Origin of the sequence: Burkholderia sp. Bp8986 (genome assembly GCF_003854225.1) — a bacterium.
Taxonomy (GTDB): Bacteria; Pseudomonadota; Gammaproteobacteria; order Burkholderiales; family Burkholderiaceae; genus Burkholderia.
In genome coordinates, this window is record NZ_QTQM01000138.1 from 1 (window position 1) to 1,788 (window position 1,788).

The following is a 1,788-nucleotide window of genomic DNA, read 5'->3' on the forward strand; positions in this document are numbered from 1 at the left end:
GATCGCCTCCACTCAATTTCGCTTGATCATAGAGCAACACAATTCCATGTAAAGTTATTTCTGGGACGGAACACTAGGCTGGCGGAGTTGGGTAACGTATGTGAACTGCTGATAAACGTCGTCATAAGCAATATGCCAACGCTGCTGTCAGGCATGGTCCAAAAATGGAACGTGGCCGGATATCGTTCTCCTATGCAACGATACGCCGCCGATAGTGCCACCGGCGAAGAGGCAGGCCCCTACTTAGTCGTGTGATGAAACGGGAACGTGGTAAGCCGGTACGGATGCCTCGAGGCAAATAATCCGTAAGGCGAGTTGTTGACCGTGCGCCGGCTTTGGCCGGAGACAGTATGCCCGCTTCTGGAACGGGCGCTCGGTCAGGTTCTTGAGCAATGGCCGGATTGCATCATCGACCGACTGGACCGACGCAAACCGGTGATGACGCTGGCGCGCCATGATCCAGCGCTCGACCACCTGGATCCCAACTTCTACCTTCGGCTTGTCCTGTGGGCGATACACCCGTGCAGCAGGAACGACGTGCCGTAATGCCGCGCGAAGTCTAGCGCGGTATCGCCAGCGGTGCCTGCGCGCGGTGGAATCGAGGGCGTTGCGCCGCGCGCAGCAATTGCGGCATGGCACGGCTTGGAGTCGTAGGCGCCGTCACCGCCGACGACCTCGAACTGCGCGCCGTGCGGGATCGGCTCGAGCAGTTCAGCCAGGGCGTCGCCGTCAGCAACGTCCTGATGCGTCATCAGCGCGGCACGCACCTGAGCGGTATTCGCGTCGAGCGCGAGATGCACCTTCCATTCGCCTTCGCCGTAGATCTTAACGCCCGTGCTGTCGACCACCAGATGAATCGGTTCGCCGTCGCGGATGATCGGCAGTTGGACCTCAAGTGTTTGCGCGCGACGGCAGAGCGTCGTGTAGTTCGGCACGGGCAAGCTAGCGAAAGCTAGGCGCAGGCTTTGCGCGACGCCCTGCAGGGCACGCAGCGGCAAGCGGAACACGGTCTTCAGGGCGAGCAACGCCTGAATCAGTGCATCGCTGTACAACCGCGGCCGACCGCGCGTCGGTTCGGCGTCAGGCAGGCTCGCAAGGGCGGCTTCGTCGATCCACATCGTGACGTTACCTCGGTTGATCAGGCCGGCGTTGTACGCCGCCCAGTTTCTGACGTGGTAGCGCGCCTTCGGCTCCTGTCCTTGCGCATCTTCTCGGCAAAAATCGAGCATCGACGCAGGAACCCAAATTGTTAACAGAGGCATCGCCCCGGTCGTTGTGCGTAAACGTCACCGCGGCGCTCGTCGGATTTATGCAACAACGCCCGACACAGATCGTCGCTGTGTTTGTAATTCCCGCGCCGGTCGACTCAAAAAGTCCATTTTTCGAAAGCCTTGACGTCAAGGTCAATGTAGATTCTCCAGCCTGAGCGGCCCGGCATCATTTTTCGGAGATGTGTCGATAACCACTTTGCCCGATTCGCGACTTGGTCGAGTGGTATCCAGGATGTCGTTTTATTCTAAGACTTCCTTCACATGCAAATTAAGGCGGCAGCACAGTGAGAAGTTTGTTTGGTAGCTCATTCTCGCGACTGAACCAAGGAGCAGTTTTGGAACAAATTAAGAATATCGGCGATGCCGCAATCACTGAGGACGCGCAACCCGATTGGGGCACGATCACGGCACGTCACAGAACCAGTATGGTAAACGTGCGCTGGGGCGGGCAGCTCGTGACGATCGGCGGTGATGCGCCGGTGCGCGTGCAGTCGATGACGAATACCGACACGGCCGA

Annotated in this window: 1 protein-coding gene and 3 pseudogenes; 2 read left to right on the forward strand and 2 right to left on the reverse strand. The window is 58.8% G+C overall.

The features are described 5' to 3' along the window. A partial coding sequence (locus tag DID99_RS37670; protein WP_221623082.1) for a hypothetical protein occupies positions 1 to 255 on the forward strand: 255 nt, incomplete at its 5' end. 102 nt (positions 256 to 357) lie between these two features. On the opposite strand, the pseudogene DID99_RS37560 reads toward DID99_RS37670, so the two are convergent. Together DID99_RS37560 and DID99_RS36505 are read right to left on the reverse strand one after the other, a co-directional pair. Next, positions 358 to 578: pseudogene (locus DID99_RS37560) on the reverse strand (IS21 family transposase); the annotation flags it as partial. A gap of 3 nt (positions 579 to 581) precedes the next feature. After that, positions 582 to 1,229 (reverse strand): annotated as a pseudogene (locus tag DID99_RS36505) (IS5 family transposase); the annotation flags it as partial. A gap of 410 nt (positions 1,230 to 1,639) precedes the next feature. Here DID99_RS36505 and ispG point away from each other — a divergent pair. Continuing rightward, positions 1,640 to 1,788, forward strand: a pseudogene (gene ispG, locus DID99_RS36510) (4-hydroxy-3-methylbut-2-en-1-yl diphosphate synthase); the annotation flags it as partial.